This window comes from Streptomyces sp. ICBB 8177 (assembly GCF_003144095.1).
Lineage (GTDB): Bacteria > Actinomycetota > Actinomycetes > Streptomycetales > Streptomycetaceae > Streptantibioticus_D.
Genome location: NZ_NSKH01000002.1, coordinates 64,080 through 90,404, shown reverse-complemented (window position 1 = coordinate 90,404; position 26,325 = coordinate 64,080). Strand labels below are relative to the sequence as shown.

General features: G+C 73.8%; 25 protein-coding genes and 1 pseudogene. 9 read left to right on the top strand and 17 right to left on the bottom strand.

Going from position 1 to position 26,325, the window contains the following annotated elements; translation table 11 throughout:
• Positions 1-78: 78 nt before the first annotated feature.
• The 6 genes from CK485_RS00670 to CK485_RS00645 form a co-directional block, all read right to left on the bottom strand.
• A complete protein-coding gene (locus CK485_RS00670; protein WP_109445717.1) occupies positions 79-1,671 on the bottom strand; it encodes an alpha-amylase family glycosyl hydrolase in 1,593 nt (530 codons plus the stop codon).
• 117 nt (positions 1,672-1,788) lie between these two features.
• Complete coding sequence (locus CK485_RS00665; protein ID WP_109445715.1) at positions 1,789-2,658, bottom strand: carbohydrate ABC transporter permease; 870 nt, start codon at positions 2,656-2,658, stop codon at positions 1,789-1,791.
• A 1-nt stretch (position 2,659) separates the two neighbouring features.
• A complete protein-coding gene (locus CK485_RS00660) occupies positions 2,660-3,637 on the bottom strand; it encodes a sugar ABC transporter permease (RefSeq protein WP_109445713.1) in 978 nt (325 codons plus the stop codon).
• 103 nt (positions 3,638-3,740) lie between these two features.
• The gene (locus CK485_RS00655; RefSeq protein ID WP_109445711.1) at positions 3,741-5,060 is read right to left on the bottom strand and encodes an ABC transporter substrate-binding protein; all 1,320 of its coding nucleotides are present in this window, start codon (positions 5,058-5,060) and stop codon (positions 3,741-3,743) included.
• Positions 5,061-5,125: 65 nt separating this feature from the next.
• A complete protein-coding gene (locus CK485_RS00650) occupies positions 5,126-6,322 on the bottom strand; it encodes an ROK family transcriptional regulator (RefSeq protein ID WP_109445709.1) in 1,197 nt (398 codons plus the stop codon).
• A gap of 300 nt (positions 6,323-6,622) precedes the next feature.
• Positions 6,623-6,913, bottom strand: coding sequence for a dsRBD fold-containing protein (locus tag CK485_RS00645; RefSeq protein WP_109445707.1), 291 nt, complete (start codon positions 6,911-6,913; stop codon positions 6,623-6,625).
• A 222-nt stretch (positions 6,914-7,135) separates the two neighbouring features.
• Between CK485_RS00645 and CK485_RS00640 the strand changes: the two genes are divergently transcribed.
• Positions 7,136-8,815: a GAF domain-containing protein gene (locus CK485_RS00640; protein WP_275124457.1), complete on the top strand. Its 1,680-nt coding sequence runs from the start codon at positions 7,136-7,138 to the stop codon at positions 8,813-8,815.
• Positions 8,816-8,850: 35 nt separating this feature from the next.
• On the opposite strand, the gene ppk2 is transcribed toward CK485_RS00640, so the two are convergent.
• Positions 8,851-9,750 (bottom strand): polyphosphate kinase 2, encoded by a 900-nt coding sequence (ppk2, locus tag CK485_RS00635; RefSeq protein WP_109445703.1) that lies wholly within the window; start codon positions 9,748-9,750, stop codon positions 8,851-8,853.
• 243 nt (positions 9,751-9,993) lie between these two features.
• Between ppk2 and CK485_RS00630 the strand changes: the two genes are divergently transcribed.
• Positions 9,994-12,393 carry a phosphoketolase family protein gene (locus CK485_RS00630; protein ID WP_109445701.1) on the top strand — a complete coding sequence of 800 codons (2,400 nt, stop codon included), beginning with the start codon at positions 9,994-9,996 and terminating at the stop codon, positions 12,391-12,393.
• A 54-nt stretch (positions 12,394-12,447) separates the two neighbouring features.
• On the opposite strand, the gene CK485_RS00625 is transcribed toward CK485_RS00630, so the two are convergent.
• From CK485_RS00625 to CK485_RS00615, 3 genes are all read right to left on the bottom strand, one after another.
• Complete coding sequence (locus CK485_RS00625) at positions 12,448-13,434, bottom strand: hypothetical protein (RefSeq protein ID WP_109445699.1); 987 nt, start codon at positions 13,432-13,434, stop codon at positions 12,448-12,450.
• A 147-nt stretch (positions 13,435-13,581) separates the two neighbouring features.
• The gene (locus CK485_RS00620) at positions 13,582-14,316 is read right to left on the bottom strand and encodes a response regulator transcription factor (protein WP_241968043.1); all 735 of its coding nucleotides are present in this window, start codon (positions 14,314-14,316) and stop codon (positions 13,582-13,584) included.
• Positions 14,317-14,436: 120 nt separating this feature from the next.
• Complete coding sequence (locus CK485_RS00615) at positions 14,437-15,282, bottom strand: universal stress protein (RefSeq protein WP_109445697.1); 846 nt, start codon at positions 15,280-15,282, stop codon at positions 14,437-14,439.
• A 263-nt stretch (positions 15,283-15,545) separates the two neighbouring features.
• Here CK485_RS00615 and CK485_RS00610 point away from each other — a divergent pair, with 263 nt between their 5' ends.
• Positions 15,546-16,424: a universal stress protein gene (locus tag CK485_RS00610; protein ID WP_109445695.1), complete on the top strand. Its 879-nt coding sequence runs from the start codon at positions 15,546-15,548 to the stop codon at positions 16,422-16,424.
• Between the two features lie 72 nt (positions 16,425-16,496).
• Positions 16,497-17,375 carry a universal stress protein gene (locus CK485_RS00605; RefSeq protein ID WP_109445693.1) on the top strand — a complete coding sequence of 293 codons (879 nt, stop codon included), beginning with the start codon at positions 16,497-16,499 and terminating at the stop codon, positions 17,373-17,375.
• A gap of 19 nt (positions 17,376-17,394) precedes the next feature.
• Here CK485_RS00605 and CK485_RS00600 read toward each other — a convergent pair whose 3' ends face one another.
• Positions 17,395-17,973 carry a hypothetical protein gene (locus tag CK485_RS00600; protein WP_109445691.1) on the bottom strand — a complete coding sequence of 193 codons (579 nt, stop codon included), beginning with the start codon at positions 17,971-17,973 and terminating at the stop codon, positions 17,395-17,397.
• Positions 17,974-18,244: 271 nt separating this feature from the next.
• On the opposite strand from CK485_RS00600, the gene CK485_RS00595 reads away from it, so the two are divergent.
• Positions 18,245-18,610 carry a hypothetical protein gene (locus CK485_RS00595; RefSeq protein ID WP_109445689.1) on the top strand — a complete coding sequence of 122 codons (366 nt, stop codon included), beginning with the start codon at positions 18,245-18,247 and terminating at the stop codon, positions 18,608-18,610.
• A 123-nt stretch (positions 18,611-18,733) separates the two neighbouring features.
• Complete coding sequence (locus CK485_RS00590; RefSeq protein ID WP_109445687.1) at positions 18,734-19,153, top strand: TOBE domain-containing protein; 420 nt, start codon at positions 18,734-18,736, stop codon at positions 19,151-19,153.
• A gap of 39 nt (positions 19,154-19,192) precedes the next feature.
• Here the strand turns inward: CK485_RS00590 and CK485_RS00585 are convergent, their stop codons facing one another.
• On the bottom strand, positions 19,193-19,384 hold the full coding sequence (locus CK485_RS00585) for a DUF2795 domain-containing protein (protein WP_109445685.1): 192 nt from the start codon (positions 19,382-19,384) through the stop codon (positions 19,193-19,195).
• A gap of 104 nt (positions 19,385-19,488) precedes the next feature.
• On the opposite strand from CK485_RS00585, the gene CK485_RS00580 reads away from it, so the two are divergent.
• Positions 19,489-20,142 carry a DedA family protein gene (locus tag CK485_RS00580; RefSeq protein ID WP_109445683.1) on the top strand — a complete coding sequence of 218 codons (654 nt, stop codon included), beginning with the start codon at positions 19,489-19,491 and terminating at the stop codon, positions 20,140-20,142.
• A gap of 73 nt (positions 20,143-20,215) precedes the next feature.
• On the opposite strand, the gene CK485_RS00575 is transcribed toward CK485_RS00580, so the two are convergent.
• The 5 genes and pseudogenes from CK485_RS00575 to CK485_RS00555 form a co-directional block, all read right to left on the bottom strand.
• Positions 20,216-20,410 (bottom strand): ferredoxin, encoded by a 195-nt coding sequence (locus CK485_RS00575; RefSeq protein ID WP_109445681.1) that lies wholly within the window; start codon positions 20,408-20,410, stop codon positions 20,216-20,218.
• 68 nt (positions 20,411-20,478) lie between these two features.
• Positions 20,479-21,660: a cytochrome P450 gene (locus CK485_RS00570; protein WP_109446503.1), complete on the bottom strand. Its 1,182-nt coding sequence runs from the start codon at positions 21,658-21,660 to the stop codon at positions 20,479-20,481.
• A gap of 190 nt (positions 21,661-21,850) precedes the next feature.
• Positions 21,851-23,113, bottom strand: a complete 1,263-nt coding sequence (locus CK485_RS00565) for an FAD-dependent oxidoreductase (RefSeq protein WP_109445679.1) — start codon at positions 23,111-23,113, stop codon at positions 21,851-21,853.
• A 220-nt stretch (positions 23,114-23,333) separates the two neighbouring features.
• A complete protein-coding gene (locus CK485_RS00560) occupies positions 23,334-23,969 on the bottom strand; it encodes an NAD(P)-binding oxidoreductase (RefSeq protein ID WP_109445677.1) in 636 nt (211 codons plus the stop codon).
• An 81-nt stretch (positions 23,970-24,050) separates the two neighbouring features.
• Positions 24,051-24,349, bottom strand: a pseudogene (locus CK485_RS00555) (LLM class flavin-dependent oxidoreductase); the annotation flags it as partial.
• A 520-nt stretch (positions 24,350-24,869) separates the two neighbouring features.
• Here CK485_RS00555 and CK485_RS00550 point away from each other — a divergent pair.
• Positions 24,870-25,742, top strand: a complete 873-nt coding sequence (locus CK485_RS00550; RefSeq protein WP_109445675.1) for a GH25 family lysozyme — start codon at positions 24,870-24,872, stop codon at positions 25,740-25,742.
• 38 nt (positions 25,743-25,780) lie between these two features.
• On the top strand, positions 25,781-26,284 hold the full coding sequence (locus tag CK485_RS00545; RefSeq protein WP_109445673.1) for a DinB family protein: 504 nt from the start codon (positions 25,781-25,783) through the stop codon (positions 26,282-26,284).
• Positions 26,285-26,325 lie beyond the last annotated feature (41 nt).

Below are 26,325 nucleotides of genomic sequence, written 5' to 3'. Positions count from 1 at the left end.
CGACCGAAGATCGCGGTACCCCGCCGTGGAACGCGGGACAGCCTACGGCCTCGGTCGGCGGCGGGGTGCGGCGGGCGGTCAGTGGCGCAGCACCGCGTAGCCGAACGGGTCCGCGCTGATGCCGTCCGGGCCGACGCGGACGCCTTCGCCGATCAGCCGGGTGGCGCGGGCGTGGGCCGGGTCGGGCAACGGGGCGGTGGCGGTGCGGTCGCTGGGGTTGACCACGACGAGGTGGTGTTCGCCGCGTGAGTACACCAGCGGATAGCCGTCGTTGTGCACTCGCACCGGACTCCTGGAGCCGAGATCCGGCGTGGCGCGGCGCAGCCGGATCAGTTCGCGGACGGTGTGCAGCAGCGATCCGGGGTCGCGCCGCTGGGCGGCGACGCTGGGGCGGGCCGGGTCGGGGTCGAGCGGCAGGTAGAAGCGCTCGGGCGGCGCGGTCGAGAAGCCGGCGCCGGGGCCGTCGTCCCACTGCATGGGCGTGCGGCTTCCGGCACGGTTGTAGCGCGGTCCCAGCACGCTCCCCTCGACGTCCGGCAGGCCCGGCACGTACCGCATGCCGATCTCGTCGCCGTAGTGGATGGCGGGGAGCGTCGGCCAGGTGAGCTGGAAGGCGTAGGCGGCGGGGAGTTGGGCCGCGTCGCGCGGGGCGCAGGCGAGGCGGGCGAAGTCGTGGTTGGAGGTGGGCAGCACGATGTGCCCGGGCTCGCCGATGGCATCGGTGGCGGCGGCGTACGCGGCGGCGAAGCCGGCGAACGAGCCGGTGCCCGCGGCGTCGAAGTAGCACGGGTCCGGGCCCCACTCGTCGCGGTCGGTGCCGGTGCGGGTGTTCCACAGCGACCGCAGCGGCAGCCCGTCGGTCTCGCCGCCGAACTGGAGGAAGAAGTCGCCGTGGAACCCGGCCGGCACCGAGACCGCGGGGTCGCCCCATTCGGACAGCAGCACGGCGTCCGGGTGGGTCTCGTCGAGCCAGCCGCGCAGTTCGGTCCACAGCCGCGCGGTCTCCTTCCTCCCGGGGTCGTCCTTGACGAGGGAGGAGGCCATGTCGACCCGGAAGCCGCTGACGCCCCGGGTCAGCCAGTGGTCCATGATCTCGCGCAGCGCCCGCCGGTTGGCCTTCGGGCCCTCGGCGTCCACCGGCTGCCGCCAGGGTTCGGCCGGATCGGGGCGCGCGTAGCCGAAGTTGAGCGCCGGCTGGAAGTCGAAGAAGTTGGGCAGGTAGCCGCCGGGGCGGGTGCCGGGCGAGGGCACGAAGCCGGGTGGGAGCGGGTCGGCGTCGGACCACACGTAGCGGTGGTCGGCCGGGTCGTCCGCGGCGGCGCGGAACCACGGGTGCTCGACCGCGGTGTGTCCGGCGACCAGGTCGAGCAGCACGCGGATTCCGCGTTGCCGGGCGCGTTCCACCAGGTCCGCGAGGTCGTCATCGGTTCCGTAGCGCGGCGCGACGGTGAAGTAGTCGGACACGTCGTATCCGGCGTCGCGCATCGGCGAGGCGAAGCAGGGGTTGATCCAGACGGTGTCGACGCCGAGCCAGGCGAGGTGGTCGAGATGGGCGGCGATGCCGGCGAAGTCGCCGATGCCGTCGCCGTTCGCGTCGGCGAAGCTCTGCGGGTAGATCTGGTAGAGCACGGCGTCGGCGAGCCAGGAGGGCGCGGGGCGGAACGGGAGCATGGAGCGGTGGTGCCTTTCCGTCGGCGGTGGGGTTTTCCGGGCGGCACGGGTGGGGGTGGTTTCGTGGCGGGCCCGCCGCGGTGGCGGGCCCGCCAGGGTCGGCAGGGCCTTGGGCGCCTACCCCTTGACCGCGCCGGACGTCAGTCCGGAGACGACGGCCTTGCGGAAGATCAGCACGAGCAGCGCGATCGGGAACATCGCCACGGCGGAGGCGGCGAAGATGGTGCCGTAGGGCGTCGTGTACTGCCCGCCGAACAGCGCGATGCCCACCGGGATGGTGCGGTAGCGGTCCTCGCTGTCCAGCGACAGCGCGACGAGGAACTCCGTCCACGCGGCGACGAAGGTGAACACGCCGGCGGTGAACAGCCCGGGCAGCGCCTGCGGCAGGATGATCGACACCACCGTGCGCACCGGTGAGGCGCCGTCCATCCATGCCACCTCCTCCATCTCCTTGGGGATGGCGAGGAAGTAGTTGCGCAGGATCCAGACGGCGAACGGCAGGTCCAGCGCGGTGTACGCGATGATCAGGCCCTGGTAGCTGTTGAGCCAGCCGACGTCGCGCATCAGCAGGTACAGCGGCGCGACCAGCGCGACGGTCGGGAAGAGCGAGATCATCAGCAGCGCCACCATGATGCCGCCGCGACCGCGCACCGGCAGCCGGCCCATCGCGTACCCGGCGAACGTGCCGAGCGCGAGCACCAGCACGGTGGTGACGACGGCGACGATGACGGAGTTCTCGATGTAGGTGGCGAAGTGGTACGTGGAGAACGCGGACGAGTAGTTGGCGCCGGTCGGCCGGTGCGGGAACAGGTCGGAGGTGGCGACCTCCGTCGTGCTCTTGAAGGAGCTGCTGACCAGCCAGTACAGCGGCAGTGCCACGAAGAGCGCGACGAGCAGCGCGGCCAGGTTGGTGCCGTTGAGCCAGCGGGCCACCGGGCGCTTGCGCCAAGGGATGGACGGCGTGCGGGGATCGGGCGTCGTCGTCATGTCAGTTCTCCTCGCTTCCGACCTGGGCGCGGAAGACCTTGAGGAACAGCAGGCAGCCGATGAGCACCAGGACGGCGGTGCTGGTGGCCACCGCCGCGCCGGGGCCGAACTTCAGGTCGGTGAACAGCACGCGGTAGCCGAGCACCGCGAGCGACTCGGTGCTGGTGCCGGGTCCGCCGTTGGTCAGCACGAACGGCAGGTCGAACAGCCCGAACGCCTGGAGGATGCGGAACATCACGGCGATCGCCAGGGTGGGCCGCAGCAGTGGCAGCCGTACCTGCCAGAAGGTGGTCCAGGCGCTCGCCCCGTCGATGCGGGCGGCCTCGACGATGTCACCGGGCAGCATGACGAGTCCGGCGAGCACGATGATGGCGACGAACGGGGTGGTCTTCCAGATGTCGGCGGCGGCCATCGCCACGGCGGCCTCCACGGGGGTGCCCAGCACGTTGACGTCGTGGCCGATCAGCGGGTGCAGCGCGGAGTTGAGCACGCCGTAGACACCGTTGTAGATGTACGCCCACAGCTGGGCGGAGATGACCGTGATCATCGCCCAGGGCATGAGCAGCAGTGCCATCATCCAGCCGCGCCCGGTCCTGAGCCGTTCCAGGACCAGGGCGATGGCGGTGCCGAGCACGATCTCCACGACGACCGTGCCGATGGTGTAGAGCACCGTGAAGTACAGCGCGTGGCGCCAGCGCGCGGAGTCGAACAGGATGCCGTAGTTGCCGGTGGTGGTGCCGGACAGGTGGATGCCGCTGCCGGTCACGTCGACGTTGCTGAACGACATCACCACGGAGAAGACGATGGGGAACAGCAGCACGGCGGCGATGACCAGCAGGGCGGGCGAGGCGAAGAGCCACCCCAACCGGGCTGAGCGGCGCTGGAGTTGGGAGGCGGCGGGTCGGCGGGACGCGACCTTGGCCGGTGGGGGCGCGGGCGTCGGGGCGTCGGGGCCGCTGCGCGTGGCGGTGTTCGGCATACGGGTTCCTGGTGGCTGCGAGGGCGGACGGTCTCGGGCGGCCCCGTCGCGCGGGGCGAGGCCGGAGGGGGGCGCCGGGCGATGTGCCCGGCGCCCGGCTCGGCTACAGGCCGCCCTGGCCCAGGGCCTGGTCGATGGCCTTGTTCGCGGCACTCAGGGCCGACTGCGGGCCGGCGGATCCGGTCAGCGCGGCGTTGACGTTGCTGTAGATGGCCTGGCTGACCTGGGAGTAGGCGGCGACGTTGGACGGCCGGGCGCGCAGCTTGTTCTTGGCGGCGATGGGATACGCGGGGTTGGCGGCCTGCACGCTCGGGTCGGCCAGGGCCGCCGCGTTGGACGGGATCTCGCCGCCCTGGGTGGCGATGATCTTCTGGGCGGCGGTGGAGGTCATCCACTTCACGAAGGCGACGCTGGCGCCCAGGTTCTTGGTGTGCGGGTTGACGTAGAGGTTCCAGCCGCCGGTGGCCGAGTAGCCCGGGCCCTGCTGTCCGGCGAAGGTGGGCAGGGTGGCGATGCCGACCTTGCCTGCGACCTTGGAACTGGAGGCGCTGTTGGAATCGGCGTACGCGTACGTCCAGTTGCGCAGGAACGCCACCTGGCCGGAGGTGAACAGGGACTCCGACTGCTGTTCCTGGAAGCTGGTGACCGCGTTCGGCGCGACCTTGCTGGTGATCAGGCCGCGCATGTAGGTGAGGGCCTTGGTCGCGGCCGGTGAGTCGATGGTCGACTTGGTGCCCGCCGCGTTCACGCTCGATCCGCCCGCGTCCGCCTCGAACTCGGTGAAGTCGCAGGTCAGTCCCTCGTAGGAGTCGAACTGCCCGGCGAAGCCGTACTTGACCAGGCCGTCCTTCTGGAGCGTCTGCGCCTCGCTGCGCAACTGTTCCCACGTGGTGGGCACCGGCAGGTGGGCCTTGGCGAGCAGGTCCTTGCGGTAGAAGAGGAACGCGTTGTCGGTGAACAGCGGCGCCGCCATCTTCTGCCCGTTGTACGTGACGCTGTCGACCAGGCCGGAGGAGAAGCCCTTCCAGTAGCTGGCGGGCAGGTACTTGTCGAGCGGCAGCGCGAGCCCCGCCTTGCCGAACTGCGCCGGCCACACGACGTCGCCGTTGTAGACGTCGAAGCCCGAACTGCCGCCGGATATCTGCGTGGTGAGCGCCGAGCGGAACGCGTCGGAGTCGCTGGGGGCCTGCTCCAGCTTGACGGTGATCCCCGGGTTGGCCTTCTCGAACGCGGCGATCAGCGTCTTGCGCACGTCGGTGCCGGTCGGGCCGAACTGGTTGGCGTACCAGGTGATGGTGCCCTTCGCCGGGCCCGCGCTGGGCGCGGAACTGCCGGAGCCGCCGGAGGAACAGGCGGTGGCGGCGGTCAGCACGGTGACGGTTCCTATCGCGGCGAGCACGGTGCGGCGGGTGGAGGAGGACATGGGATCTCCCGGAAGGGGTGAGGGTTGGCGGGTGCGGACAGGGTGCGGGGGGATCGGCGGCAGGTTCAGGAGAAGGGGGCGCGGACGGTGTCCCTGATGACCAGGCAGGCCGCGCCGCGGGCCCACAGGTCGTCGGTGACCGGGTCGCACGACACCTCGCAGTCGTGCGCGGCCGTGGAGAAGGCGTGGTATGCGAGGGCGTCGTCCATCGCGGGCCGCAGCAGGTCGTACGCGGCGACCCCCTCCCCGGCGAGGATGATCCTGGCCGGGTTGAGCAGGTTGCACAGGGTGGCGAGTCCCCGGCCGAGCGCGTCGCCCGCGGCGGCGAAGGCGGCGCGGGCGGCCCTGGCGTCGGGACCGCGCCCGTCACGGGCGAGGCGGACGGCCTGCGCCAGGTCCTGGCAGTCCACGCCCGCCTGCCGCAGCCGGGCCAGGACGGCGCAGGTGGACGCCAGCGACTCCAGGCAGCCGCGCCGTCCGCACCCGCACACCGGGCCCGCGGGATCGACGGGGATGTGGCCGAACTCCGCGGCGATCCCGGTGGCACCGGTGAACAGGGCGCCGTCCAGCAGCAGTCCGCATCCGATACCGGGCCCGACGGTGACCACCGCGAAGGTGTCCACGTCGCGGCCACCGCCGAACCAGCGTTCGGCCACCGCGAGGGCGTTGGCGTCGTTGGCGACGGTGGTGGGTAATCCGGTGGCCTCCGCCAGCGGCGCGGCCACCGGCACCTCGTACCAGCCGAGCAGTCCCGAGTAACGGCACACCCCCTGGGCGGTGTCGACGTGGCCGGACATGCCGACGCCGACGCCGAGAGTGCGCCCGGCCGCGTCCGGCACGTCGGCGAGGAGATCACGCACGACCCGAGCGGCGGTGGACAGCACGGTCGGCCCGGTGTGGTCGGCGACCGGGCACGCCGCCCTGGCCAGCACCTGCGCGCCCATGTCCGTGACGACGGCGGCGACATGAGTGGGCGTCAGTTTCACCCCGGCCACCAGATGGCGTTCGGGGTTGACGCTCAGCAGGCGCTGGGGACGGCCGGGGCCGGTGGCACGGGCCCCTTCCTCGCGCAGATAGCCCGCGTCGAGCAGAGGCGGCAGCATGCGGGTCACCGTGGAGGGCGACAGGCCGAGCCGCTTCGCCAGCCGGGTGCGGGAGATGGGACCCGCGGTGAGCACGAGGCCGAACAACTCGGCTCTCGCGGCCTCACCGGCGAGTCCGGTCGCGGACTGCCGGGTTCCGGTGGCGCGGGCGGTGGCCATGGGCGTCGCTACTCCTCGGCACGGGAAGGTTGCGGGCCGGTGTGGCAGGTGAAGGGAGTCTGTTCAGGCGGGTTTCGTGTGTCAAGAAAAAAACTCACCGTTATCAAAGAGAGTCCTCGCGCCGAGCCGCGTTCCGGGCGCGCTCAAGCCCGACGTCCGGTCGGACTCGAGCACTTGTGGAGGGTCATGGGCAAGTGGGCCTGTAGCGCCGGACGTTGGCGATGCGACCGATGACACAGGGTGGTCTCCGCCGCCGTGTTCATCTCCTGAAGACAATCCGGGACGTACCGGATCGGCGGGTCACCCGTTGCGTCGCGCGTCGGCCGCCACCGCCTGCGCGTCCGCGGCCCCGGCGCCGACGAGTTGTTCGCCGAGGTCCATCAGGGCGCGCCCGGCGGCGATCTCGTCGCTGATCTCGGCCACCGTTGGCGCGTGCGGGCTGCGGTGCGCCTCGGCGACGCTCTCCAGCACCGTGCCGCCGGTGTCGAGTACCACGTACGCCTTCGTCAGGCCCGGCTCCTCGAAGAGCCGGATCGACAGCTTCCACTCCTTGGTCCGGACAGGCCCGGACGCGCCGACCGGTGAGGTCATCGCTGGTCACTCCTTGGTCGTCCCGGTCCCAGTCTCCGCCCGCCCGGCCCGACCCGCGCCCGGACCACCCACCGGACCCCCATCGACCGCCCGCCGACCGGCCGTGATCCGGCCCGGCCGAAGGACAGCCCTGGTCGCGCGGACTTACCGTGGACGTGGACGACTCCCGGTGGTCCGAGCGGAGGGCCGGCAGCAATGGAACGCGCGTTCGATGCGGAACGGATGCCAGGGCTGAGCCTGGACCAGTTGCTGGAGGAGCTCCAGGTCCGCATCGACGCGGTGCGCGGCACCCGGGACCGCATCCACTCGCTGCTTGAGGCGGTCCTGTCGGTGGGCCGCGGGCTGGACCTGCCGCACGTGCTGCGGCGCATCGTCGAGGCAGCGGTGGTCCTGGTGGACGCCGAGTACGGAGCGCTCGGGGTGATCGGCGACGACGAGACGCTGGTGCAGTTCCTGCACGTCGGCGTCTGCGAGGAGCAGGCCCGCGCGATCGGCCCGCTCCCGTCGGGCCACGGCATCCTCGGCGAGTTGATCCGCCACCCCGAACCGCTGCGGCTCGCGGAGTTGTCCGAGCACCCGGCGTCCTACGGCTTCCCGGCCCACCATCCGCCGATGCACTCCTTCCTCGGGGTGCCCGTCCGGGTGCGCGACGAGGTCTTCGGCAACCTCTACCTGACCGAGAAGCACGGCGGCAAGGAGTTCGACGGCGAGGACGAGACCGTGCTGTCCACGCTGGCGGTCGCCGCGGGCGTGGCGATCGAGAACGCCCGGCTGTACGAGGAGGCACGGCAACGGCAGCGGTGGATGGAGGCGAGTGCCGAGGTCACCCGCCGTCTGCTGTCCGGGGTGGACGACATCCCGGTGCTCCAGGTCGCGGTCGAGCGGGCCCGCGCGATCCTCGACGCCGACCTCGGCGCGATCGCGCTGCCGCAGGACGGGCACACCGCGCTGCGGGTCGTCTTCGCCTCCGGCCTGGAGGCGGAGGTCCACCAGGACCGGCTGCTGCCGGTGGAGGGCACGTTCATGGGTGCCGCCTTCTCCTCGGCCGACGCGGTCACCAGCACCGACGTGGCGCACGACCCCGCCGTGACGACCGGGCCGCTGCGCGGCGCGGGGCTCGGCCCCGCGGTCGCGGTGCGGATGGGCGACGGGGAGCGGGTGCGCGGAGTGCTGCTGCTTGCCCGGGCCCCGGGCAAGCCGGCCTTCTACCAGGAGGACGTGGCACCGCTGGCGGGGTTCGCCGGGCAGGCGGCGATCGCCATGGAGCTGGACGAGCGCCGCCGGGACGCCGAGCGCAGCGCGCTGGTCGAGGACCACGACCGCATCGCCCGCGACCTGCACGATCTGGCGATCCAGCGGCTGTTCGCCACCGGGATGACGTTGCAGAGCGCCGTGCGCTACGTCGAACACCCGAAGGCGACCGAGCGGCTGCTGCGCGCCGTGGACGACCTGGACGAGACCATCAAGATCATCCGGTCGACCATCTTCGGCCTGCGCAGCCGCGACACCGGCCCCGCGGCCTCCGGACTGCGGGCCCGGGCGGCCGCCGCGGTCGACCAGCAGGTGCCCGCGCTCGGGTTCAGCCCGGCGCTGCGGCTGGAAGGCCTGCTCGACACGGACGTGCCCCGGCAGCCCGGTGACGAGGCGGTGGCCGTGCTCGGCGAGGCGCTGTCCAACGTGGCGCGGCACGCGGCGGCCACCTCGGCCTCGGTGACGCTCGCGGCCCGAGACGGCACGTTGACGGTGACCGTGGCGGACAACGGCCGCGGCATCCCCCGCGATGTCCACCGCAGCGGCCTGCGCAACCTCGCCGAGCGGGCCCAGCGCCTGGGCGGCACGCTGAACGTCGGCCCGGGGCAGGACGGCGGGACGCGACTGACCTGGTCGGTTCCGCTGGAGTAGGCCGTGGCCGGCCCGGGCGGGTCACCGCGCCCGGCTCAGCCGCGCGAGGCGGCCTCCAGCAGGGACGCCGCGTGGTCGGGCACGTAGGACCGCGCGTCCTTCGGCGGCCGCTGGTAGCCGGTGGACGGCGGGCGGGGCGGCAGCGACAGCCGCGGCGGACGGACCTCGTGGTACGGCACGGTGGACAGCAGGTGGGCGATCATGTTCACCCGCGCGGCGCGCTTGTCGTCGCTCTCCACGACGTGCCAGGGCGACTCGGGGATGTCGGTGTGCACCAGCATCTCGTCCTTGGCCCGGGAGTACGCCTCCCAGCGGGTGACCGACTCCAGGTCCATCGCGGACAGCTTCCAGCGCCGGGTGGGGTCCTCCAGCCGACTGCGGAAGCGTTCCTCCTGCACCGCGTCGCTCACCGAGAACCAGTACTTGCGCAGCAGGACGCCGTCCTCGATCAGCAGCCGCTCGAAGATCGGGCACTGGTGCAGGAAGCGGGTGTACTCCTCCTGGGTGCAGAATCCCATGACCCGCTCGACGCCCGCGCGGTTGTACCAGCTGCGGTCGAACAGCACGATCTCCCCGGCGGCGGGCAGATGTGCGACGTAGCGCTGGAAGTACCACTGGGTGCGCTGCCGTTCGGTGGGGGCGGGCAGCGCGACGATGCGGGCGACGCGGGGGTTGAGGCGTTCGGCGACGCGCTTGATGGTGCCGCCCTTGCCCGCCGCGTCACGGCCCTCGAAGACGACGACCAACCGGACGCCCTCGGCCCGCACCCACTCCTGGAGGGCGACCAGTTCCGCCTGCAGACGGGTCAGCTCACGCTCGTACAGCTTCCTCGGCAGCCGCACCGGCCGCGCCGGGACGTCCTCGGGTGCCCCTCCCCCGCGGCGCGCGCCGTCCCGCTCGCCCGGCCGCCCGTGCCGCTTCCCGCCGCTGGTCATGTGCGCCTCCTCGCCGTACCGCCGTCCCCTCCACGCTACGGGGCGGGGCGGGGCGCGCACCCCGGCGGCGGGCCGAGGTCGCGGCCGGAGGCGGGTTCGGGGGCCGGTGCGGCGGCGGGGCCGGGGTGACCCGTCCGGCCCTAGCGGGGCCGCCGCACGCCCGGGCAGGCTGGCACGGCAGCCAGCGCGCCGCGGGACGGGGCGCGCTGGGACGGCATGCCCGACGACGTTTCGGAGGAAGTCATGCGCGACATCCCGGCGCGTGAAGCCGAGGGACCCACCGACGAGGATCTGCGCCTGCTGGACGCGCACTGGCGCGCCGCCAACTACCTGGCGGTGGGCCAGATCTACCTGATGGACAACCCGCTGCTGACCGAGCCGCTGCGCGCCGAGCACATCAAGCCACGCCTGCTGGGCCACTGGGGCACCTCACCGGGCCTGAACCTGGTGCACACCCACCTCAACCGGGTCATCAGGGCCCGCGACCTGGACGCCATGTGCGTGTGGGGCCCCGGGCACGGCGGTCCGGCCGTGCTGGCCAACTCCTGGCTGGACGGCAGCTACAGCGAGACCTATCCGGACGTCAGCCGCGACGCGCCGGGGATGGCGCGGTTGTTCCGGCAGTTCTCCTTCCCGGGCGGCGTGCCCAGCCACGTGGCGCCGGAGACCCCCGGTTCCGTCCACGAAGGCGGTGAGCTGGGCTACGCCCTCTCCCACGCGTACGGTGCGGCGCTGGACAACCCGGGACTGCTGGTCGCGTGTGTGATCGGCGACGGGGAGGCGGAGACCGGGCCGCTGGCCACCTCATGGCATTCCAACAAGTTCCTCGACCCGGTGCACGACGGGGCGGTGCTGCCCATCCTCCACCTGAACGGCTACAAGATCGCCAACCCGGCCGTGCTGGCCCGCCTGCCCGAGCCCGAACTCGACGAACTGATGCGGGGGTTGGGGCACGAGCCGATCCACGTCACCGGCACACCGGAGGACGACCCGGTCGACGTGCACCGCGCGATGGCCGTCGCGATGGACACCGCGCTCGACCGCATCGCGGCGATCCAGCGCTCGGCACGGGAGGAGGGGGTGACGGAGCGGCCGCGCTGGCCGGTGATCGTGCTGCGCACCCCGAAGGGCTGGACCGGCCCGGTCGAGGTGGACGGCGTGCCGGTGGAGAACACCTGGCGTGCCCATCAGGTCCCGCTCGCGTCGGTGCGCGAGAACCCGGACCACCTGCGGCAGTTGGAAGCGTGGATGACGTCCTACCGGCCCCGGGAGCTGTTCGGCGGCGACGGCCGTCCGCTGCCCGACGTGCTGGCGACGCTGCCCGAGGGCTCGCGCCGCCTCGGCGCCAACCCGCACGCCAACGGCGGGCTGCTGCTGCGCGACCTGCCGGTGCCGCCGCTGGAGCGGTACGCGGTCGAGGTCGACCCCGGCAAGCCGGGCGCCACCCAGCACGAGCCGACCCGGGTACTGGGCGGTCTGCTGGAGGACGTCATGGAGGCGACCACCGACAGCCGCGACTTCCGGGTGGTCGGCCCGGACGAGACCGCGTCCAACCGGCTGGAGGCGCTGTACCGGGCCACCGGCAAGGCCTGGGAGGCCGAGACCCTGCCGACCGACGAGCATCTGGCGCGCGGCGGGCGGGTGATGGAGATCCTGTCCGAGCACACCTGCCAAGGCTGGCTCGAGGGCTACCTCCTGACGGGCCGTCACGGACTGTTCTCGTGCTACGAAGCGTTCGTGCACATCGTGGACTCGATGGTCAACCAGCACATCAAGTGGCTGCGGGTGACCCGCGCCCTGCCGTGGCGCCGGCCCATCGCCTCGCTCAACTACCTGCTCACCTCGCACGTGTGGCGCCAGGACCACAACGGGTTCTCCCACCAGGACCCCGGTTTCATCGACCACGTGCTCAACAAGGCGCCCGAGGTGGTCCGCGTCTACCTGCCGCCGGACGCCAACACCCTGCTGTCGGTCGCCGACCACGTGCTGCGCAGCCGTGACTACGTCAACGTGGTCGTCGCGGGCAAGCAGCCGTGTTTCGACTGGCTCACCCTGGACCAGGCCCGTGCCCACTGCGCACGCGGCGCGGGCGTGTGGGAGTGGGCCGGGACCGAGGACGGGGTGCGCGAGCCGCACGTCGTGCTGGCCTGCGCGGGCGACGTGCCGACGCAGGAGGTGCTGGCCGCCGCGAGCCTGCTGCGCGAGCACCTGCCGGAGCTTTCGGTGCGCGTCGTCAACGTGGTGGACCTGGCCCGGCTGCTGCCCGAGGAGGAACACCCGCACGGGATGACGGACGCGGAGTTCGACGCGCTGTTCACCCCGGACCGCCCGGTGGTCTTCGCGTACCACGGCTATCCGTGGCTGATCCACCGGCTGACCTACCGCCGCGCCAACCACCGCGACCTGCACGTGCGCGGCTACAAGGAGATCGGGACCACCACGACGCCGTTCGACATGGTGGTGCGCAACGACCTGGACCGCTACCGGCTGGTGATGGACGTCATCGACCGTGTGCCGGGCCTCGCGGTGCGCGCGGCACCGGTGCGGCAGCACATGGAGGACGAGCGGTTGCGGCACCACGCCTGGATCCGCGAGCACGGCGCCGACCTGCCGGAGGTCGCGCGGTGGCGGTGGAACGGCTGACCCGCGCCGCCCGCCGGCGCACGCCCGGCCACCCTGCCGCCGTGGGCGGTCGCCTCAGGCGCCGCCGTCGAGCACGTCGCGTACGGCGCGGCGCGGGGTGGCGGGGCCCTGCGGGCCGTAGCCGAGGCGGATGAGCATCTGGACGTGGCCGGGGCCGCTGTGGGCGTCGCGCAGCGCCCAGCGCAGGTCGTGCCATTCGAGCGCCTGGTGCAGCAGCGAGGCGACAGCGCGCTCGGCGGTGGCGACCAGCAGGACGCGCTCCAGCGCCTGGCCTGCGCGCAGCCAGTCGGCGGCCCCGTCGCCCGAGGTGCTCAGCACCGCGAGGCACGGTTCCGCCTCGAACGCCTCGGGATCGGGGCCCGTCCCGTACAGCGGCCCGGTGAAGTCGCGCACCGGCATCCGTGCGTCCGCGTCGCGCGGCCCGAGTGCCGAGGGCGGCACGCCGTCCACGCCGCCGGGTCGGATCCACGCCCGGCTCTCGGTGCGGCGCTCGGGGTCGGTGTGGTTGCGCTGCTCGGCCTCCGCGGTCAGCCCCAGCAGTCTGGCGTTCTCCTCCGGCTCGGGGAAGCGCAGCCGGGTCCCCTCCGCGGCGGCGGCCGCCACCAGCTCGGCGCACAGCGCGTCCGGCAGGAGGCCGCCGTTGAACGGGAAGCGGCTTGAGTGCCTGCGCCACACCGCGTCGTACAGGTCGGCCGGGTGCGCCTCCGGCCGGGGCGCGGAGCCCGCGAGCCGGACGGCGGCGAGCACGTCGGGACGGGCGTCGTCCGGCAGCAGTCGCACCACCGGTTCCCAGCCGAAGTGGGCCGTGGCGACACGGATGTTGAACAGTGCCGCGCCGACCGACAGGTGCAGCGCCCTGCCGTGCGGGTCGGCCTGGCGCAGCTCGCGGTCGAGCGCCGCGCGCACCTCCAGGGTCACCGTCTCGGGGTCCAGCCGGTAGCGCCACGGCTGGGTGTTGTGGATCGAGGGCGCCGCGGAGGCGGCGGCGATCAGCTTCTCCAGGGTCGCCGCGTCCAGTGTGGCCGGCGTGGTGGGGTTCATCGGGCTTCTCCTCCCGGCGCGCCCACGGGTACCCGTGCCCCGCGGGGTTCCAGGATGCGGCGAGCGGGGCGCGTCGCGCGTGGGCCGAAAGTCCTCACCAGCCGCGATCGTGCGAGGTGCCGGGCGGCCGGCGGGGAGGTCGCCGGGTCAGCGGCCCCGGGCGCCACGCGGGCGGCCCGTGCGGTCGCGGTCACGGTCGGGGGCCGCGTGCGCGGAGGTGGACTGGGTGGCGAGCACGGCCGCCTGCACCCGGCGCTCGACGCCGAGCTTGGCCAGCAGCCGGGAGATGTGGTTCTTCACCGTCTTCTCGGAGAGGAAGAGACGCCCCCCGATCTGACGATTCGTCAGCCCTTCGCCGATCAGGGCGAGGATCTCGCGTTCCCGGGGCGACAGGCCCGAGAGCCGTTCGTCCCGCGGCTCCGGCTCGTCCTCGCCGCGCAGGCTCGTCATCAGCCGGGCGGTGGTCGCCGGGTCCAGCATGGACTGCCCCGAGGCCACCGTGCGCACCGCCGAGACCAGGTCCGATCCCTTGATCTGCTTCAGCACGTATCCGGCCGCGCCCGCCATGATCGCGTCCAGCAGGGCGTCGTCGTCGTCGAACGAGGTGAGCATCAGACACGCCAACTCCGGCATTCTGCTGCGCAGTTCACGGCAGACGGTGATGCCGTCGCCGTCCGGCAGCCGTACGTCGAGCACGGCGACGTCGGGGCGCAGCGCGGGGCCGCGGGCCAGCGCGTGGTCGGTGGAACCTGCCTCGCCGACCACCTCGATGTCGGGTTCCGCGTCCAGCAGGTCGTGCACCCCGCGCCGGACGACCTCGTGGTCGTCCAGCAGGAAGACCCTGATCGGCCGCTGCTCGGAGAAGCCAATCGCGTCGTCCATGCCGATCCCTTCACCTGTGGTCGGACCCCGCCCCGCCGATCATCGCGCACCGTATGGGCGCCCGGATAGGGCCGAACGGCTCCCGGCGCGACGCCCATGCGCCGCCGGGCCGCGCGGGGCTCACTCGTACGGCACGACCGCCACCGGGCAGGGCGCGTGGTGGACGGCGGCGTGCGCGACCGGGCCGATGCCGTGCGGGCGGGCCGCGCCGGTGGCGTGGCGGCCGACCACGAGCAGCGAGGCGCCGCGGGCGGCGTCCACCACGGCGCGTCCGGGGCTATCCGCGACGAGGCGGGCGTCCACCGCGACACCGGGGTACCTCTCCCGCCAGGGCCGCAGCACGGCGTCGAGTTCCTTATGGGCCGCCGCGTCCTGATCGCCCCCGGACGCGGAGTGGTGCCGGTGCGGCAGCCTGCGGACGGCCCGTACCACCCGCAGGTTCGCGCCGCGCCGGGCCGCCTCGTCGAACGCGAAGGCCGGCACGCTGTCCACCGGGTGCCGGGTCCCGACGCCGACCACCACGTCCCCCGCCGCGCCCGGCGTCGCGCCGGGCGCGCCGCGTACCAGGGCCACCGGGCAGTCCGCGTGCGCCGCGAGCCGCAGTCCGGTGGAGCCCAGCAGGAAGCCGCCGACGCTGCCAAGCCCGCGCGATCCCAGTACCAGCAGCAGGGCCTTCTCCGATTCGGCCAGCAGCGCGCCCTCGGGCTCGTAGGGCACGAGTTCCGTGGTGATCTCCAGGCCGGGGTGGCGTCCGCGCAGTTCGGCCTCGGTGTCGGCGAGCAGGCGCATGGCCCAGAGGTTCTGTTCGTCCTCCCGGGGGATCTGGCGCGCGGTGACCGAGCCGAGCAGCCAGGCGTGCACGAGGCGCAGCGGCGCGTCGCGCAGCACGGCCTCGTGCGCCGCCCAGTGCGCGGCGGTCCGGCTTTCGGGGAATCCGTCGAGTCCGGCCGTGACGGGTCGTGGCATGGACCGGCCTCCCGTTGTCGTGGCACCTGTCCCCTCCACCCTGCGGCCGGTGCGCGCGGTCGCGCTTGGGCCATGCAGCCCCCGTCGCCGTCGCGCCACCACCACGCCGCCGCCGTGGGCGAGGAGGGGACCGTCGGCCGGGCGGCGGGGCCCACCGGCCCAAGCAGCAGCCGTCGCGCGCGGCCGAAGGTGGGGTTACGTGGACCCGACCCGATCCGCCGCGGTGCGGTCGCGGCCGCACCGGGCAGGAGCAGGAGGCAGCCATGAACAGCCCAGCCGGTCCGTACGTCGTCGTGGGCGTCGACGGGTCACCCCTCGCCGACCAGGCCGTCGACTGGGCGGCCGACGAAGCCGCCCTACGCGGAGCCGTGCTGCGGATCGGGCACTCCTGGAGCCCGGCGCCCTACCGGCTGCCGGAGGCCGACCGCCGGGACCTCGCGGAGCAGGCGGAGAAGGCCGCGGCCGACCTGCTGGCCGCCGCCGAACGACGGGCGCTGGCCCGAAGGCCCGGGCTCGCGGTCATGGCCGAGCCGCTCGCCGACGAGCCGGCCGCCGGGCTGCTGGAGCTGGCCCGCGACGCGGACCTGCTGGTCGTCGGGTCCAAGGGCACGAGCCGGTTCGCCGCGCTGATGCTGGGTTCCGTGAGCCAGTCGCTGGCCGGCCACGCGCGCGTCCCGGTGGCCGTCGTGCGTCCCGGTGAGGACGGCACGACCGCGCCGGGTTCGCGGCCGGTCGTGCTGGGCGTCGCGCCCGACGAGGCGCCGGGCCCGGTGGAGTTCGCGTTCGCGCAGGCGCGGCGGCGTGGCGTGCCGCTGCGCGCGGTGCGCTCGTGGCTGTATCCGCAGAGCTATCCCGGTCTGGTCGCCGTGCCCACCGAGGAGGCGGCCGACCGCGACCGGGAGGAGACCGAGCAAACCGAGGTGGCGCTCGCCGGTGCGCGCGCGGCGTACCCGCAGGTGGCGGTCACGGTCGAGGTGGGGCTTGCGGAACCGGCGCCCGCCCTGGTCGAGGCGTCCCGTGACGCGAGCGTGGTCGTCGTCGGCGCGCGTCGCGACCGGCGCCGGTTCTCGATGCCGCTGGGCCCGGTGACGCACCGCGTGCTAGAGCACGCGCTGTCCCCGGTGGCCGTCGTCCCGGTGTGACGGCGCCATGCCCGGCCTGCCTTCTTCTCGCCGCATTCCGAGAGTCCCGGACGCCGAAAGGTCGTGAGTACCGTGCCCGCTCCCGTCGTGGTCGGTGCCGATGGTTCCGACTCCAGCCTGGCCGCAGTGGACTGGGCGGCCGACGCGGCGGCCCGCCACCGTGCGCCGCTGCGCGTCGTCTACGGGTCGCTGTGGGAGCACTACGACCGCATCAAGCCGTCGTTCTCCGTCGAGCGCGACGAGGAGCCGCTGGTCGCCGCCCACCTCGTCGCCTCCGCCGCCGAACGCGCCGGGCTACGGCAGCCCGGGATCGACGTCATGCGCGAAGTGCTGCCGGACGACGCGGTGGCGGCGCTGCTGAAGGAGGCCGAGAGCGCCCGCGCGGTCGTCGTCGGCCACCGCGGGCGCGGTGAGCTGACCGACATGCTGCTGGGGTCGACCAGCCTCACGGTGGCGGCCCGCGCGTCCTGCCCGGTGGTCGTGGTGCGCGGCGCGCCGGACAACGTCGGCGGTGCCTTCCGCCGCGTCCTGCTGGCGGTCGGCGACCAGGAGGGCGGCAGCACGGCGAGGGTGCCAGCGCCCGCCGCGTTCGCGCTGGACGAGGCGGCCGCGCGGGGTGGGGAACTGGTGGCGGTGCGCGCCTGGCGCCGCAACGCCCCGGACGTCTCGCCGTCCGGCGACGCCGAGGCCGCGGCCCGGCTGACGGACGCCGTGCTGGGGCGGGGGCGGGCCGGTGTCGTGGTGCGGCGCGAGGCGGTCGAGGGGCCGCCGCGCAGGGCGCTGCTGGCGGCGGCGGCCGACGCGGACCTGCTGGTCGTCGGCGCCCGCCGGCACCGCAGGCACGCCCTGGGCCTCCAACTGGGCGCCACCAGCCACGCGTTGCTGCACCACGCTCCCTGCCCGGTCGCGGTCGTCCCGTACGCCGAGGGCGCGGAGCCGGGAACGGACTGAGGGCGCAGGCCGCGGGGTCTCAGGCCCGGCCGTGCGTCCAGCGCGGTTCGACCTCGGCCCACGCGGCCTCCCACTGCCGCGCCCTGCGCCGGTCCAGCGTCACCCGGACGGCGATCCGGTGCCCGCCGAGCAGCCCCGCGACGACCACGCAGCCGAGCGAGCCGCCGATCAGGTCGGCCTGGGCCTGGGACGCGCCGCCGCTCAGCGGGGCGGAGCCGACGCGCCCGTGCGCGTCCGTCCACAACGTGGTGCGGGTGCCCGCCTTCGTGCCCGGCTGCACCTCGGCGTACGCGACGTGCGTGACGCCGCCGGGGCCCTGCCACCTGGCCGGGGCGGGCACCTGGCCGAGCCGCTGCCCGGTGGTGGCGTCGACCACCTGCCGGGGCGCGGTCGCGGCGAGCACGGCCGTCGTGCGGTGGTACTCGCGGCCCTGCCGCGCTTCGGAGGCGTAGTCCGCGTGGGTGACCACGACACCGGTCAGCGGCGCGAGCACGGCGGCGAGGGCGAGGGCGAGCAGCAACGTCCAGGCCTCCACGACGTCCGAGGCGCGCCGCAGCGGGCTGCGCCGCCAGCGCCACAGCCGTGTCGTGCTGCGCATCGCGTTTCACCTCCGCGCGGGGAGCGGCTCGACGGGTGCCACGCTGGCACGGGCCGCCCGCTTCGGTGAGATGCCGGAGGGGGCCGGGCGTTGGGCCGTCCGGACCTGTTTCGCGGCGGACGGAGGCGGACATGGGCCGCCGAACCGTGGTCCGGCTCGTCCTCGCGGACCCGCCGGCCCGGGCCACGGGCGGCGCGGGGACCGTGGGCGGGGGCCGTCCGGGCGTGCGAGGCTGGAGGTGTAGCCGCTTTCCGGTGCGAGGTGGTCCGTCATGACCGGCACAGTCGTCCTCCTCACCCTGCTGCTGATGTGCGCGCCCGGTCTCTCCACCATGCTCTTCGCCCGCCGCGCGGAGCGCCGCGACGGCGAACGCCGCGCGGCGCGGGTGCGGCCCGCCCAGCCCCCGGACGGCGAGCCGGGCGCGTCCGCGCGTCCGGCCTGCGGCTCGCGGCCGTCACTCGACGCCCGCGCCCCCGCCGAGCCGCTGTCCCCGGCCGACGCGCTGGAGCGGTCGCTGTGCGCGGCCCGCCTGGCCGGGGAGCTGGGACGCCACGAGTACCGGGCGCGGATGGAGCGGCTGGCCCGGGAGGAGGACGTGCGCCGCCCGCTGAGCGTGCCGCGCTCGCACGACACGTAGGCACGGCGGGCGCGGCGTGGACAGGGGCGGACACCGCGACGAGGACACCCGCCGGGCCGCGCGGACATGGTATGCGTAAGGTGCGAAACACCCTGAATCTCCCCGATCCAGTGAGGCGTTCTCATGAGCCTGAGCTTGCGCAACCAGATCCCCGGCACGGTCACCGCGATCGCCTCCGGGGAGGTCATGGCGACGGTGAAGGTCCGCGTGACGGGCGGTCAGGAGATCACGGCGGCGGTGACCCGGGAGGCGGTGGAGGGCCTGGAGCTGGCCGAGGGCTCGGCGGTGCGGGTGCTCGCCAAGTCCACCGAGGTCTCGCTCGCCACCGGCGCGGTGGACGGCCTCAGCATCCGCAACCGGCTGCCGGGCACGGTCACGTCGGTCGCGTCGGGGAACGCCATGGCGAGCGTGAAGGTGTCGATCGAGGGCGCCGAGCTGACCGCGGCGATCACCCGGGACGCCGTGGACGCGCTGAAGCTGGAGGCCGGCTCCCCGGTGGTGGCGCTGATCAAGTCCACCGAGGTCGCGCTGGCCTCCGTCTGAGGGCGTCGCGGACGGGACCCGCCCGACCGGACGGGTCGCTCAGCGGTCGCCGAAGACCGCGCGGTCGACCTCGTCGGGTCCGTTGATCTCCTTGTCCGGCAGTTGCTCCAGCCGCCGCACGAGGTCGTCGCTGGCCCCGTGGTCACGGGCGCGGGACGCCAGGTCGTCCTTGCTGGCCGGGTAGTGCGCGCCGGCGAGCGCCTGGAGGAGTTCGGCGGGATCGCTGGCCATGGCAGCCTCCGTACGGATCGGTCCCCCGTGGTGTCACATCTGGCTGTCTCAAATATCGCGCACCGGCGCCCGGGGCGCACGGTCACGGCCGAGGAGGTTCGCGCATGGCCGCCCCACCGCCCCTGCCCGGTGCGCTGTCCGCGCTGGCGCCACTGCTGAACCACTGGGGCTACCTGGCGGTCGGCGGGGTGGTCTTCGTGGAGGACTTCGGGGTGCCGGTCCCGGGGGAGACCGTGCTGATCGCCGCCTCCGTCTACGCGGGCGCCGGACGGCTGGACGTCCTCGGGGTGGCGATGATCGCCCTGTGCGCGGCGGTGCTCGGCGACAACGTCGGCTACGCGATCGGCCGCTTCGGCGGGCACCGGCTGGTGGAGCGGTACGGGCGGTACGTCTTCCTGACCCCGGAGCGGATCTCCCGGGTGGAGTCGTTCTTCGGCCGGTACGGCGGCGGGATCGTGGTGGTGGCGCGGTTCGTCGAGGGACTGCGGCAGGCCAACGGGATCATCGCCGGGCTGGCCCGGATGCCCTGGCCGCGCTTCCTGGTCTACAACGCGCTGGGCGCGGTGCTGTGGGTGGGCGCCTGGGTGGCGGTCGGCGACCTGACCGGGCGGCACATCGGCACCGTGTACCGGACGATCCAGCGCTACGAGGTCTACGTGCTGGTCGCCGTCGCCGTGCTGGTCGTGGCCCTGGTGCTCCGGCACGTGCGCAACCGGCGTCGGGCGCCGTCGGGCGCGCCGGGGCGGCAGGAGGACTGACCGGCGTGCGAGTGCGCCCCGACCCGGCGGCATGGGGGTGCGCCGGGCCGGGAGCCTCATCCGACGGAAGCGGTCACTCGCTGAGTTCGATGGCGAGCGCCGGGCAGACCACCGCGGCCTGCCGCACGTCCTCGTGGAGTTCGGCGGGCGGCTGCGCGTCCAGCAGGATCACCACGCCGTCCTCGTCGCGCTGGTCGAAGACCCGCTCGGCGGCGAGCACACACTGCCCCGAGCCGACGCACTTGTCCTGGTCGACGGTCACACGCATGGGTCGTTCTCCTCGTTCGGTGGTCTCGAGTCGTTCGGTGGGTGCGAGGGGGGCGCGGCGGCGGAGCGTCACCAGGTGACCGGCAGCTCGTACACCCCGTAGACGAGCCCGTCGTGCTTGAACGGGATGCGCTCGACGTCGGTCGCCAGGCGCAGCCCGGGCAGGCGGCGGTAGAGCGTGCCGTAGGCCACCTGGAGCTCGACACGGGCGAGCGGCTGGCCGAGGCACTGGTGCGGGCCGAAGCCGAACGCGACGTGACGGCGTGCGTCGCGCCGGACGTCGAGGCGGTCGGGGTCGGGGAAGACGTCCTCGTCGCGGTTGCCGATGTCGTTGGCGAGGATGATGCCCTCGCCGGCGCGGATGGTGTGTCCGGCGATCTCGATGTCCTCCAGCGCGACACGGCGGCGGCCGGAGTGCGTGATGTGCAGGTAGCGCAGCAGTTCCTCGACCGCCCCCGCCACCACCTTCGGGTCGTCGGTGTCGCGCAGCACGGCGAGCTGGTCGGGGTGCTGGAGCAGCGCCAGGGTGCCCAGGGCGATCATGTTGGCGGTGGTCTCGTGGCCCGCGACCAGCAGTAGGAATCCCATCACGGCCAGCTCGCGCCGGGTGAGGGCGCCGGGGGTGACCTGTTCCGCGGCGAGCCGGGACAGCAGGTCGTCGCCGGGCTCGGCGAGCTTGGCGCCGACCAGGTCGTCGAGGTAGTCGATCAACGCGCGCTGAGCGTCCAGCACGGCCTCGGCGGGCATGTCGCGGTTGATCAGCACCCGGCTGTTGCGCTGGAAGAACTCGTGGTCGGCGTAGGGCACGCCGAGCAGGTCGCAGATGACCATGGACGGCACCGGCAGCGCGAACGCCTGGACCAGGTCGACCGGCCGGGGCCCGGCGGTCATCTCGTCCAGCAGATCGTCCACGACACGCTGGACGGCCGGACGCATCGCCTCGACGCGCTTGATGGCGAACGGCCCGGTCACCATCCGGCGCAGCCTGGCGTGCTCGGGGTCGTCCATCGAGATGAACGTCCTGGAGTCGGTCCTGCGGGCCAGCGAACTGGCCGTCACGTGCGGGTAGTTGTCGCGCATGGTGTCGGCGCTGACCCGGGGGTCGGCCAGCAGCGCGCGCTGGTCGTGGTAACGGGTGACCAGCCACGGGGTGCCGCCGTCCCACAACCGCACCCGGCTGACCGGCGCCTCGGCCTGCAACTGCCGCAGGGTGGGCGGCGGGTCGAAGGGACAGCGGTCGGCGCGGGGCATGGGGTAGGACGGCAGGCCGGTCTGGGGTTCGTCCTCGATGTCGGGCAGGGGATGCGCCACGGTGCGACTCCGTTGGGTCCGTAGGGTCCGTTGCGGGGGATGGAGGTGTGCGGTGAGCGCCGGCGTTCGGGGCGGGAGTGCCGTCGGCGGTCCGGTCCGCGCGGCGGGGCGCGACCGGGGCGGGTGCCGCTCATCCCGCGGTCCGTTGCGGGACGGGGGTGGCGTCCTCGCGGGCGACGGCGTCCACGGCGTCCCATCCGGCGCCCCGGGTGTCCTCGGTGAGCAGCCGCCGGTAGGCGCGGGTGCGGCGTGGGAGGTTGACGCCGACGACTCCGGTGACGCGGTCGGCCGTGCCGTACGCGGCGACCAGTTGGAGCCGTTCCGTGCCGCCCTCGACGACGCGCACCCGGTCCGCGCCGCGGGTGCGGCCGTAGGCTTGCAGGCGCAGGTCGTACTGGTCGGACCAGACGTAGGGGACGGTCTCGAAGGGCGCCGCGGCCCCCGGCCCGGCGAGGACGGCGCGGGCGACGGCGATGCCCTGCTCCGCGGCGTTGGTGCGATGCTCGACACGGCGCGAACCGCCGTCCGCAGAAGGCCAGTTGGCGATGTCCCCGGCGGCCCACTCGGCGTCGCCCGCGCGCAGCGTCGCGTCGCAGGCGACACCGTTGTCGAGGCGCAGGCCACTGCCGCGCAGCCAGCCGGTGCCGGGCTCGGCGCCGATGCCCATAAGGACGGCGTCGGCCTCGATCACGCGGCCGTCGGCGAGCCGGACGCCGGTGACCGATCCCGCGTCGGCGGTCACCTCGCGGACCGGGACGCCGGTCAACAGCCGTACGCCGTTTGCCCGGTGGGCGTCGGCCAGCATGCCCGCGACCTCGGCGCCCAGCGCGTCGGCGAGCGGCGCCGGTTCGCCGGTGACCAGGGTGACGTCAACACCCGCCGTGCGGGCGACCGCCGCTGCCTCCGCGCCTACGAACCCGCCGCCGACCACCACCAGCCGCGCCCCGCCGCGCAGCGACTCACGCAGGGCCAACGCGTCGTCCAGCGTGCGCAGTACGTGCGCTCCGGCGAGTCCGCGCGTGCCGGGCAGCCGGCGGGCGGACAGGCCGGTGGCGATCACCAGGGCGTCGTAGCCGACGCGTTCGCCGTCCGCGAGCCGCACCTCACGGCGGTCGGTGTCCAGCGCGGCGGCCCGGGTCCCCAGGCGCAGGTCGAGCCCGAGCGCGTCGAGCGCCTCGGGGCCGCGCAGCCGAAGGCGCTCGGGTTCCCACGCGCCGCCGAGCAGCTGCTTGGACAACGGCGGCCGGTCGTACGGGAGATGGGGCTCGTCGCCGATGAGGGTGAGGGCGCCGTCGTGACCGAAGCGGCGCAGTGCCTCGACGGTGGTGAGTCCGGCCGCCGAGGCTCCGACCACGACGATCCGGGAGGGGGCGCGCTCCGGCGCTGCGGCCATGGCAGGACTCCCGTCCGCTCGGGCGGCGGCGCACTCCGTCGTGGACGCGTCATCCGCCGAGAATTAGTTTCCTCAGGCACCTAATTCCCGAGTGGACTCTACCCGTCAGCACCGGGCGCACCCCAGGTCCCGGCTCAACTCGGCCGAAAATCGTTGGCTATGCCACCTACCATCGGCAGCGGCCCGCCGTGCGCGACCGTTCGCGGACGGCGCAAGGCTTCTAGCCCCGGCCGCCCAGCACCGCGGTCCGGCCCACCCAGGCCGGATGGCGCGCCTCGGTCAGCATGAAATCGGCCACGTCCGCGCGGCTGATCCTGGGCACTCCCCCGCCGCGCAGCCTCGGGGCGACCCGGTAGCGGCCGGTCAGCGGCCCGTTGGTGAGCGTCACCGGGTAGACCAGGGTCCAGGCCAGCGGGCTCGTCCGCAGCGCGGCGTCCGCCTTCGCCTTGTCGTCGAAGAGCGGGCGCATCGCGATCCGGTACGCGGCGCGCATCAACAGCCCCGCGTCCTTCGCCGTCTCCCCCACCCCGTACGCCGACAGCATCACGACCCGGTCGACCCCGGCGTCGGCCAGCGCCGGGACCAGCGCGGCCGTCGAGCGGGAGGCGATGTCGGAGCGGATGACGTTTCCGGAACCGAGTGCCACGAGCACCGCGTCGACCCCCTCGGCCGCCGCGGCGACGTCGGCCCGGCGGGTGGCGTCGCCGCGAAAGACGGTCAGGGCCCGGGCACGGCCCGTCACGGGCAGCCGGGCCGGGTCGCGGACGAACGCCGTGACCCGGTCGCCGGCCGCCAGCGCCTGTTCGACGATGCGGCGGCCGGTAGGGCCGGTGGCGCCGAGGACGAGCAGGCGCATGACGTCTCCCCTGGCAGGCGGCGGCCCCCTCCTTCCCGACGATACGCCGCCCCGCCGCCCGGCGCCCCCGGCTGCGGGCCGTCACAGGTGGGCCGACACCAACTCGCCCGACTCATGCGCGCGTTCGGCGAGCCGGTCGGCCGGGCGGGGCAGGCCGTAGCGCTCGCGCAGGGCGCGGCCGGTGCACTCGGTGCGGAACGGCCCGCGCTCCTGGAGGACCGGCACCACCTTGTCCACGAACGCCTCCAGGCTGGAGGGCAGCACGGCGGCACCATGTTGAACCCCTCCGCCGCGCCGCCGGTGAACCACTGCCGGCGGGTGTCCGCCACCTGGATCGCGGTCCCGGCGAAGGTACCGTGACCGCGCCCGCCGCCGAGCCGGAGCGCGGCGGTGAGAACGCGGTGAGAGGAGATGCCGGCGAAAGAGTGGTGAAAGGGAAACGGCATGGTGGCGCGGAAAGAGCGCGTGCACACCGAATAGACATCGCGGGCGGCGGGCGCGGCGAAGGCGGCGACGCCTAACGGCTCGTACGGCCCGCGCTTTCAACGCACCCTGCTCGCACGGGCTTCCGGTACGAAGCGGCTCACGGGCGGGCGGGACGACTCAGAAGCCCGGACAGCGACACGCCTTGCCAGGCGTGCGCTCGATTCCGTTCCGTGGCCCGGTCGTGACGCCATCCTCGCCAGGCGCGGCGACCCCGTCAACAATGCGACTCACTGAATCAACTCGGCGCCGCCGCCTGGGAGAGCGGATCGCGAGGCAGCGCCTGTGACGGCTCCTGGTTGCGGAACGGCGGCGACGCCGCCCCCGGGCGCGGAGTGTCACGGTGCGCGACTAACCGTTAACTCCCTTGGTTTTGCGGGAAGACTGACCGCGAGGCACAACGATCGGAGGCGTCCCGTGCTGCACGGTATAGACGTCAGCTCCTACCAGTCGTCCGACTACTCCACCTCCGGGCTCGGGTTCGTCTTCGTCAAGGCGACCGAGAGCACGGACTACGTCAACCCCGAGCAGTCCGCCCAGGCCTCGCACGGCCGGGCCGCCGGGCTGGTGGTCGGCTTCTACCACTTCCTGCGCCCGGGGAGCATGACGGCCCAGGCGTCCTACTTCGTCGAGCGGTGCGTGAGCGCGCAGGGCGACGTGCTGGCCGCCGACTGGGAGGACACCGGGGTCAGTTGCGCCGACAAGGACGCGTTCCTGCGCGAGGTGAAGCGGTTGCGGCCGCAGCACCGCGTGGTGCTGTACTGCAACCGCGACTTCTGGCTGGACCGGGACACCACCTCGTACGTCTGCGACGGCCTGTGGATCGCCGACATCACCACGGCGGGCTCCCCCCGTGTCCGGCACCCCTGGGTCTTCCACCAGTACTCCAGCAGCGGCGGCGTCGACCGCGACGTCGCCGACTTCGCCAGCACGGCGGCCCTGCGCGCGTGGGCCGCCGGATCGGGACCAGCACCGGAGGACGACATGGCACGGTGGATCACGGGAACGGTCGCCTCCGGCGACCAGCCGACGGTGGTCCTGGTACCGCACGGGACCGCGTGGTCGTCGCTGCCGAACCGGCGGCTGCACCTCGGCCTCGACGTGGTCGGCGACCGCTCGGCGAGCGCCAGTGTCCGCGTGGCGGCCCACAACGGCTCCGGCTGGCGGGTGTCCGACCACACCGTCACCGCGGCGTCCGGGACTGTGGACGTGGACCTGACCAACGAGGACGAGAAGGTCAGCCTCCAGACCTCCGGCACGGGCGTGTCCTACGCGATCGAGATCTGGTGACCCGCTCGCCGTCCCGTGGTCGTTGGTACGTTCCGCGCATGACACGGGAGACGACGAAGACCGGCGGCGAGAAGGACGTCCTGCGGGCGAGCCTCGAACGGCACCGCGAGGCGGTGGTGTGGAAGACCGAGGGACTGGACGCCGTAGGGCTGCGCAAGCCCGCAACCGGCTCGGGCACCAGCCTCCTGGGCCTGGTCAAGCACCTGGCCGCGGTCGAGTACGACTGGTTCTGCGTGGCGTTCGGCCGGGAGACCGAGCCGCTGCCGTTCGATGACGACGACCCCGAAGCGGACCTGCGGGTGCCCCCCGGCGAGACACCCGAGGACGTCCTCGCGTTCTACGGTCGCGCCCGCGCGGCGGCCGACGAGGTGATCGCGGGTCTTGACCTGGACGCCACGGGCACCTCGTGGAGCGGAGAGACGGTGTCGCTGCGATGGGTCCTGGTCCACATGATCGAGGAGACCGCGCGGCACGCCGGGCACATGGACATCGTGCGCGAGCTGATCGACGGGGCGACGGGCGACCACCGGCGGGAGGCGTAGCCGCTGCGCGCCGCACGACTCGGCGGGTGCCCGGGCAATCG

Coding starts and splice junctions, on each gene's coding strand:
- CK485_RS00615 (WP_109445697.1), bottom strand. CDS start 15,282: ATGCCACGACCCGTCACGGCCGGACTCGACGGATTCCCCGAAAGCCGG.
- CK485_RS00600 (WP_109445691.1), bottom strand. CDS start 17,973: ATGCGCAGCACGACACGGCTGTGGCGCTGGCGGCGCAGCCCGCTGCGG.
- CK485_RS00665 (WP_109445715.1), bottom strand. CDS start 2,658: ATGACGACGACGCCCGATCCCCGCACGCCGTCCATCCCTTGGCGCAAG.
- CK485_RS00620 (WP_241968043.1), bottom strand. CDS start 14,316: ATGGACGACGCGATTGGCTTCTCCGAGCAGCGGCCGATCAGGGTCTTC.
- CK485_RS00560 (WP_109445677.1), bottom strand. CDS start 23,969: ATGCGCCTGCTCGTCCTCGGCGCCACCGGCCCTACCGGCCGCCGCATC.
- CK485_RS00595 (WP_109445689.1), top strand. CDS start 18,245: ATGACCGGCACAGTCGTCCTCCTCACCCTGCTGCTGATGTGCGCGCCC.
- CK485_RS00580 (WP_109445683.1), top strand. CDS start 19,489: ATGGCCGCCCCACCGCCCCTGCCCGGTGCGCTGTCCGCGCTGGCGCCA.
- CK485_RS00645 (WP_109445707.1), bottom strand. CDS start 6,913: ATGACCTCACCGGTCGGCGCGTCCGGGCCTGTCCGGACCAAGGAGTGG.
- CK485_RS00585 (WP_109445685.1), bottom strand. CDS start 19,384: ATGGCCAGCGATCCCGCCGAACTCCTCCAGGCGCTCGCCGGCGCGCAC.
- CK485_RS00655 (WP_109445711.1), bottom strand. CDS start 5,060: ATGTCCTCCTCCACCCGCCGCACCGTGCTCGCCGCGATAGGAACCGTC.
- CK485_RS00545 (WP_109445673.1), top strand. CDS start 25,781: ATGACACGGGAGACGACGAAGACCGGCGGCGAGAAGGACGTCCTGCGG.
- CK485_RS00565 (WP_109445679.1), bottom strand. CDS start 23,113: ATGGCCGCAGCGCCGGAGCGCGCCCCCTCCCGGATCGTCGTGGTCGGA.
- CK485_RS00670 (WP_109445717.1), bottom strand. CDS start 1,671: ATGCTCCCGTTCCGCCCCGCGCCCTCCTGGCTCGCCGACGCCGTGCTC.
- CK485_RS00575 (WP_109445681.1), bottom strand. CDS start 20,410: ATGCGTGTGACCGTCGACCAGGACAAGTGCGTCGGCTCGGGGCAGTGT.
- CK485_RS00610 (WP_109445695.1), top strand. CDS start 15,546: ATGAACAGCCCAGCCGGTCCGTACGTCGTCGTGGGCGTCGACGGGTCA.
- CK485_RS00650 (WP_109445709.1), bottom strand. CDS start 6,322: ATGGCCACCGCCCGCGCCACCGGAACCCGGCAGTCCGCGACCGGACTC.
- ppk2 (WP_109445703.1), bottom strand. CDS start 9,750: ATGACCAGCGGCGGGAAGCGGCACGGGCGGCCGGGCGAGCGGGACGGC.
- CK485_RS00660 (WP_109445713.1), bottom strand. CDS start 3,637: ATGCCGAACACCGCCACGCGCAGCGGCCCCGACGCCCCGACGCCCGCG.
- CK485_RS00590 (WP_109445687.1), top strand. CDS start 18,734: ATGAGCCTGAGCTTGCGCAACCAGATCCCCGGCACGGTCACCGCGATC.
- CK485_RS00570 (WP_109446503.1), bottom strand. CDS start 21,660: ATGCCCCGCGCCGACCGCTGTCCCTTCGACCCGCCGCCCACCCTGCGG.
- CK485_RS00640 (WP_275124457.1), top strand. CDS start 7,136: ATGCCAGGGCTGAGCCTGGACCAGTTGCTGGAGGAGCTCCAGGTCCGC.
- CK485_RS00625 (WP_109445699.1), bottom strand. CDS start 13,434: ATGAACCCCACCACGCCGGCCACACTGGACGCGGCGACCCTGGAGAAG.
- CK485_RS00630 (WP_109445701.1), top strand. CDS start 9,994: ATGCGCGACATCCCGGCGCGTGAAGCCGAGGGACCCACCGACGAGGAT.